Annotated in this window: 5 protein-coding genes and 1 pseudogene; 3 read left to right on the top strand and 3 right to left on the bottom strand. The window is 65.9% G+C overall.

What is annotated here, in order from left to right; translation table 11 throughout:
* Nucleotides 1–123: 123 nt before the first annotated feature.
* Nucleotides 124–1,884, top strand: coding sequence for a cytochrome c biogenesis protein DipZ (locus JO059_RS09845; RefSeq protein WP_293316166.1), 1,761 nt, complete (start codon nucleotides 124–126; stop codon nucleotides 1,882–1,884).
* Between the two features lie 124 nt (nucleotides 1,885–2,008).
* The gene (locus tag JO059_RS09850; protein ID WP_293316168.1) at nucleotides 2,009–2,590 is read left to right on the top strand and encodes a fasciclin domain-containing protein; all 582 of its coding nucleotides are present in this window, start codon (nucleotides 2,009–2,011) and stop codon (nucleotides 2,588–2,590) included.
* Nucleotides 2,591–2,666: 76 nt separating this feature from the next.
* On the opposite strand, the gene JO059_RS09855 is transcribed toward JO059_RS09850, so the two are convergent.
* The 3 genes and pseudogenes from JO059_RS09855 to JO059_RS09865 form a co-directional block, all read right to left on the bottom strand.
* Nucleotides 2,667–3,602 carry a carbohydrate kinase gene (locus tag JO059_RS09855; protein WP_293316170.1) on the bottom strand — a complete coding sequence of 312 codons (936 nt, stop codon included), beginning with the start codon at nucleotides 3,600–3,602 and terminating at the stop codon, nucleotides 2,667–2,669.
* A 35-nt stretch (nucleotides 3,603–3,637) separates the two neighbouring features.
* A complete protein-coding gene (tnpB, locus tag JO059_RS09860) occupies nucleotides 3,638–5,017 on the bottom strand; it encodes an IS607 family element RNA-guided endonuclease TnpB (RefSeq protein ID WP_293316172.1) in 1,380 nt (459 codons plus the stop codon).
* Nucleotide 5,018: 1 nt separating this feature from the next.
* Nucleotides 5,019–5,592: pseudogene (locus JO059_RS09865) on the bottom strand (IS607 family transposase).
* Between the two features lie 108 nt (nucleotides 5,593–5,700).
* Here JO059_RS09865 and ligD point away from each other — a divergent pair.
* A partial coding sequence (gene ligD, locus JO059_RS09870) for a non-homologous end-joining DNA ligase (RefSeq protein ID WP_293316174.1) occupies nucleotides 5,701–7,423 on the top strand: 1,723 nt, incomplete at its 3' end.

The following is a 7,423-nucleotide window of genomic DNA, read 5'->3' on the forward strand; positions in this document are numbered from 1 at the left end:
GGATCCGCCCAGTGTGGGCGATATGGACGAAAATTCCGTGAAACGCGTGCATAACCACCACGGTCGGCGCGCCAAGGAGGTCGCGGAACCGATCCACGGCCGGATCGGCGACGAATCCCAACCGTGTTGACCCTCGCAATGATCGGCCTCGTCGGTGGGCTGCTGACGGGAATATCGCCATGTATCCTCCCGGTGCTCCCCGTGATCTTCTTCGCGGGCGCTCAGCGCGCCGCCACCGGGGCTGCCACACCGCGCGAGTCGCGGGACGAGGGCGTTGCCCCCGAGCCGAAACGCCCGCTGCCGAGCGCTCTGCGCACCCTTCCCGTGGTCGGGGGCGTCGTGCTGAGCTTCAGCTTGATCACGCTGACCGGATCTGCGTTGTTGTCGCTGCTGCATCTTCCACAGAACGCCATTCGCTGGGTTGCGCTGGCCGCGTTGGTCGCGATCGGGGTTGGGCTGATCTTCCCTGCGGTCGAACGACTCCTGGAGCGACCATTTGCCCGCATCCCGCAGAATCATATCGGCGTCCGCGGCGACGGGTTCGTGCTCGGCCTGGCGCTGGGCGTCCTGTACGTGCCGTGCGCGGGACCCGTCCTCGCCGCGATAGTGGTGGCAGGCGCCACGGCGTCCATCGGCCCTGGCACCGCCGTGCTGACAGGCGCTTTCGCGCTCGGCGCCGCGCTGCCATTGTTGGCTTTCGCGTTAGCCGGCCAACGGATTGCCCAGCGGGTGAACGCGTTTCGGCGCAACCAGCGCGCGATACGGGCTTCGGCGGGGATCGTGATGATCCTGCTAGCGATTGCCTTGGTGTTCAACGTGCCCGCTGCGCTACAGCGGGCAGTCCCGGACTACACCAGTGCGGCGCAAGACAAATTGGCCGGCGACCGCCGTCTGCAGGAAGCGCTGAATCTCGGCGGCCTGGGCGGAATCGTGAACGAGCAGAACGCTCAGTTGTCCAACTGCGGCAACTCAGATGCTCACCTCCAAAACTGCGGTCCCGCACCCGATCTCAAGGGCATCGACAGCTGGCTGAACACGCCCGACGGCCGACCAGTCGACCTCAAGTCGTTGCGCGGCAAGGTCGTGCTCATCGACTTCTGGGCCTATTCGTGCATCAACTGCCAACGCGCCATTTCGCACGTGACCGGGTGGTACCACGCTTACCGCGACTACGGCTTCGAAGTCATCGGCGTGCACACCCCCGAGTACGCGTTCGAGAGGGTCGCCGGCAACGTCGCCAAGGGCGCGGCCGATTTGGGCATCACATACCCCGTTGCGCTCGACAACGCCTACTCCACGTGGACGAACTATCGAAACCGCTACTGGCCCGCGGAATATGTTGTCGACGCCACCGGCCAAGTACGGCACATCAAATTCGGTGAGGGCGACTACGACGTGACGGAGCGGCTGATCAGACAGCTGCTTGCCGACGCGCATCGCGGCCTGAGCCTCCCTGCTCCGGTGGACACCGCCGACACCACCCCGCGCCAACAGACCACTCCCGAGACGTACTTCGGCGTGGGCAAGGTGGTCAATTACGGCGGAGGCGGGCAGTACGACGAGGGCTCCGCCACCTTCGACTATCCGCCGAACCTGGGCGCCGACAGCTTCGCGCTGAAGGGCCCGTGGTCGCTCGATTACCAAGGGGCCACCGCCGGCAGTGACCAGTCCAGCCTCAGGCTGAACTACCACGCCAAGGACGTTTACCTCGTCGTCGGGGGGACCGGAACCCTCACGGTGACCCGCGATGGACAAGCCTCGACGGTGCCGATCGATGGACCGCCGACATCGCACCGAATCGTTTCCGGAGATCGGGTGGCATCAGGGACGCTCGATGTTCATCCGACCGCGGGGCTGCAGCTGTACTCATTCACGTATGGCTAGCGGCAGTCGAAAAGATTTCCCTACCACCCATCCGCTGCCGGTCCTGCTCCGAATCACCGATGTCAATGTAAGAACTCGATGGCCAAGAGCGGCCGTCGAAACATTCTGAGGAGACCGGAATCCGATGAAAGCGAAAAAGAGCTCTGCCGCAATCGGTTTGGCAGCGGCAGCCATGGTCGGCCTTGCGCTGCCGACCGCCCCGACCGCGGCGGCGGCCGACCTGGTGGGCCCGGGATGCGCGGACTATGCGGCCGCAAACCCCAGCGGACCGGCATCCGTGCAAGGTATGTCGCAGGTCCCGGTTGCGGTGGCGGCTTCCAACAACCCAATGCTGAAGACCCTGACGTCGGCGCTATCCGGGCAGCTCAACCCGCAGGTGAACCTGGTAGACACCCTCAACAACGGTCAGTACACCGTGTTCGCGCCGACCGACGCGGCATTCAACAAGTTGCCGCCGGCCACGATCGATCAGCTCAAGACCGACTCGAATATGCTCAGCCGGATCCTGACGTACCACGTCGTGCAGGGGCAGTTGACTCCGGCCAGGGTGCTCGGCCCGCACAAGACCCTTCAAGGAGCGAACCTGACCGTGACCGGTCAGGGGAACAACCTCAACGTCAACAACGCGAGCGTGGTGTGCGGCGGCGTGCCCACCGCCAACGCGACCGTCTACCTGATCGACACGGTGTTGATGCCACCGATGTAGTCGGTCACTCGCGGCCTGGCGGCGGCCTGCGTGCCATGCACGCGGGCCGCCGTCTGCATGACCAAGAGCCACAACACTATTCGCAGTATGCGGCGTCGAGCGCGGCGCGATCGGGTAGGTAGGCACCCGCTTGTGCGACGCTGAGCGCCGACGACAGGATCGCCGCGTGCAGCGCTGCGGTCAGGGCATCGAGCCCGATCCGCCGAAGGTTTTCCCGCCGGGCGGCGCCCAACAAATCCATTCCCCACAGCGCGTCGAGCAGGCCCACGGTGAATGCGTCACCGGCGCCGACGGTGTCCACCACTTGGACCGGCCGGGCGGCCGCCGTGGTCTCGCCGGCCGCGCAGAACGCCAGGCAACCGCGCGCGCCCATGGTCACGACGACGATTGCGGGTCCCGATGCCAGCCAGCCCCGCGCGGTCCGTTTCGGCTCTTGAGCAGGGTCGATCCACTGCAGGTCCTCGTCACTGACCTTGACGATGTCGCTGCGTTCGACCAGGTGAGCGATGCGGGTCCGGGCCAGGTCGCGGTCGACGATCAGCGTCGGGCGCACGTTGGGGTCGAAGGTGACGGTGGCCGACGCATGGTAGGTGTCGAGCAGAGCCGCCACCGCCAGGCATCCCGGCTCCCGCACCGCGGCGATGGAGCCGGTGTGCACACACAGTGGTGGCGCGACTTCGGGTGTACCGGATAGCCGCCAGTCCAGGTCGAATTCGTACGCGGCCGAACCGGTGTCGGCGATGGTGACGATCGCGGTGGGTGTCCGGGCGGCGGACACGCTACCGGGAACCAGCTGTGCACCAGACGATTTGACGTAATCCGCGATGCGCCGCCCGTGTTCGTCGTCACCGATGTGGGTCAGGAAGTCGATGCCGCGACCCAGCCGTGCCAGGCCGACCGCCACGTTGAGCGGGCTTCCCCCGACGTGCTCGACCACGGCCGCCTGCGCGACGGCGCCCTGTTTCTCGATCCGGTCGATCAAGGCTTCACCGATCACCAGCCCGCGGGTCATCCGACTCACCGTTGCGAGTGAGTGACCGTTGGTGGTCACGCGACTCGCACCCCGTCTCGGGGTTGTTCAGCAGCGTTGCGGCTGCGTCCCTTCCGCGCTTCACGGCCACCTGCCCGGCTTAGCCGGGTCTTATGGTCGGCTCCACGCTTGACGGCGGCCCCAACTGGGCCGACGACGCTAGATGTTTCCTCGTAGCGTGCGAGGTTGATCGCGGCGTTGTCATCACGCTGGTGTGTGACCGAACAACCGCCGCATTGCCAGTGTTCGTCCCAGCCGATGTCTTGCACGTGCCCGCATGCATGGCAGGTTTTCGACGACGCGAACCAGCGGTCAGCGATCACCAGCGCCGACCCGTACCAGCCTGTCTTATACGACAAGTGGCGCCTGGGTGTGCCCAGGGCGGCATCCGAAATGCCGCGCCTGCGGGCCCGCGCCCCAGGTAAACCTTTCTGTTTGAGCATGCCCGCAGCGTCTAAGCCTTCGACAACAATGCGGCCGTGAGTTTTGGCCAACCGCGTTGTCACACAATGCAGGTGATGGGTGCGGACATCGTTGACCCGGCGATGCAGCCGGGACATCTTCGTGGTGCGCTCACGGTACTGGCGCGAACCTTTCACGCAGCGCGACCGGGCACGACTGAAATGGCGCAACTGTGTCAGCGCGGTGTCCAGCGGTCGCGGATTGGGCACCTGCTCAATGACATTGCCGCCGGCGTCGGCGACGGTGGCCAAACGGCGCACCCCCACGTCGACACCGACCCGGGAATCAGGTCGGGTGCCATGGGGTTGCTGGGGGCGCTGCACCAGCACGCGCACACTGGCGTCCAGCCGGGTACCGTTGCGGCGCACGCTGATTGCCAGCACCCGCGCCCGGCCCTTGGCGATAAGGCGTTCAATTCGGCGGGTGTTCTCCTGCGTGCGGACCGTCCCGATCACGGGCAATGTCAGGTGGCGACGATCCGGCTCCACACGCATCGCCCCGGTCGTGAAGCACACCCGGTCAGCGTCACGGCCCTTCTTCTTCAACCGCGGAAACCCGACGCGTTTGCCGCCCCGCACCCCGGCGCGGCTGCGCTGCCAGTTCCAGTACGCGTCCACTGCCCCACGAACTCCGTCGGCGTAGGCCTCTTTCGAGCATTCCCGCCACCACACCTGCCCGGTCTTAGCGTTCACACACACGCCGTCCTTGGCCTGGTTCCAGCGCTCCCGCATCCGTCGAAACGACGGCATATCGGTCTTAACTCCGGTGGCGTGCCATTCGGCGATGTCGGCTTCCAGCGCCGCGACGGTCCAGTTGAAGGCCTTACGGCGGGCGCCGAAATGCCTCGCCAACGCGTGAGCCTGCTCGGTTGTCGGGTCGAGCGTGAACTTAAACGCCTGCACCGTCCAACCATCAGGAATCTCGAACTTCGCCACCTTAGGCCACCGCGCACCCATCAGCAGCGCCACCACCGATGGCCGGTTTGGTCCGGTTGGCCGCGGCCCAATTGCAGCAGAGCCGCGCGCACCTGCCGGTAAGGATCTCCGTCATATCGCGCACCGGTCTTCATCGACCCCGGCTGAATCCCGCACGACCAGTTCGCGGCCCTGACCGGCAAGCGCCGCTTCGACGTATTCACAACCGAACCGGCACAACCGATCCCGATGCTCCACCACGATCCCCACGACCGCCGGGTCACCCAGCAAGGCGAGAAACCTTCGGCGATACCCGTTAAGAGCCGAAACACCTCGGTCACGACCTTGTCGACCGGGACCTGGTCAACCATGGCCCACGCGCTCACACCAGCCACCTGCCGATCCAGATCGGCCTTCTGATCTGCTGACCAGACCCGCGCATACACGCCAGTTCGGGACCCCCGATCCGGTAGGATCGTCGACCAGAACCAGCCGGCCCACCCGCTGCACATCAACCGGCACAATGCCAGCGCGGAACCAGCCATACGCGATCACCCACGCAACACCGTTGCATCAGCCCACGTCGCGAGATTCATGCACCCGTTCCTACAACACACCACCGACATCCAGCGACCACCCAGAGCGCAACTGCTGGCGACCCCTTCGCTGCATCATGGTGGACCGGGACGACGTACGTTGAGACTATGGGTTCAACGGCGGCGCCGCGAGTGCGGCTGACCAACGCCGACAAGGTGCTCTACCCCGCCACCGGAACGACAAAGCGGGACATCTTCGACTACTACACCCGCATCGCCGAGGTGATGCTGCCACACATCGCCGGACGCGCGGCCACCCGCAAGCGCTGGCCCAATGGCGTCGAGGCGGAGGCGTTCTTCGAAAAGCAGCTGGCGTCCTCGGCGCCGGAATGGCTGCCGCGGGCCAGCGTGACGCACCGGTCCGGAACCACGACCTATCCGATCATCGACAGTCCCGACGGGCTGGCCTGGATCGCGCAGCAGGCCGCGCTCGAGGTACACGTTCCGCAGTGGCGGTTCGTCGCGGAGTGGACCCGCAGCAGGGCCGAGGTGGGGGCACCTCCCGCTCGCGGGGGACTCAAGCCCGGGCCCGCGACCCGCTTGGTGTTCGACCTCGATCCCGGCGAAGGCGTAACGATGGCCCAGCTGTGCAGGGTGGCTCACGCCGTGCGGGATCTGATGACCGATATCGGGTTGACCACCTTCCCGCTTACCAGCGGCAGCAAGGGACTGCACCTTTATGCGCCCCTGGAGAACCCGGTGAGCAGCAAAGGCGCTACGGTACTGGCGAAACGCGTTGCGCAGCAACTGGAAACAGCTATGCCCAGCTTGGTCACCGCGACCATGACCAAGAGTCTGCGGGCCGGCAAGATCTTTCTCGACTGGAGCCAGAACAACGGTTCGAAGACTACCATCGCGCCGTACTCGCTGCGCGGACGCGAGCATCCCACGGTCGCGGCGCCGCGGACCTGGGAGGAGCTCGAAGACCCGGCGGTGGGCCAGCTGCGCTACGACGAAGTGCTCGAACGGGTGGCCCGCGACGGCGATCTGCTGGAGGAGGTGGATGCTGACGCGCCGATCCGGGATCGGCTCAGCAAGTACCGCAGCATGCGGGACGCGTCGAAGACTCCCGAGCCGGTGCCGGCCGCCACACCCGTTGTCGGTCAGGGTAATTCGTTCGTCATTCAGGAACACCACGCCCGACGTTTGCACTACGACTTCCGGCTGGAGCGCGACGGGGTGCTGGTGTCGTGGGCGGTGCCCAAGAACCTGCCCGAGACCCCGTCGGTCAACCACCTGGCGGTGCACACCGAGGATCACCCCCTGGAATACGGCTCGTTCGAAGGGAACATCCCGAAGGGCGAATACGGCGCCGGCAAGGTGGTTATCTGGGATGCCGGCACCTACGAGGCGGAGAAATTTCTCGATGACGAGGTCATCGTCAACCTGCACGGCAACCGGATCTCCGGGCGCTACGCGCTGATTCAAACCAACGGCGACCAATGGCTGGCGCACCGGATGAAGGACCAGAAGGTCTTCGACTTCGACGCGATCACCCCGATGCTCGCCTCCGAGGGTTCGGTGGCCGCCCTGAAGGGCGGGCAGTGGGCCTTCGAGGGCAAGTGGGACGGCTACCGGCTGCTGGTGGAGGTCGACCACGGCGCCTTGCGGATCCGATCGCGGCGCGGCCGCGAAGTCACCAAGGAATACCCCGAATTACGCTCACTCGCAGCCGATCTCGCCGACCACCACGTGGTGCTGGACGGCGAGGCCGTCATTCTGGACGAGGACGGGGTGCCCAGCTTCCACGGGATGCAAAACCGGGGACGCGGCTCCCGCGTCGAGTACTGGGCCTTCGACCTGCTCTACCTGGACGGTCGCTCGCTGCTCC

The sequence above is a fragment of the Mycobacterium sp. genome, from assembly GCF_019247615.1.
Taxonomy (GTDB): Bacteria; Actinomycetota; Actinomycetes; order Mycobacteriales; family Mycobacteriaceae; genus Mycobacterium.

What these genes read in the sequence shown, in the direction of transcription:
- JO059_RS09855 (WP_293316170.1), bottom strand. Translation starts at nt 3,602, where the DNA reads ATGACCCGCGGGCTGGTGATCGGTGAAGCCTTGATCGACCGGATCGAG.
- JO059_RS09850 (WP_293316168.1), top strand. Translation starts at nt 2,009, where the DNA reads ATGAAAGCGAAAAAGAGCTCTGCCGCAATCGGTTTGGCAGCGGCAGCC.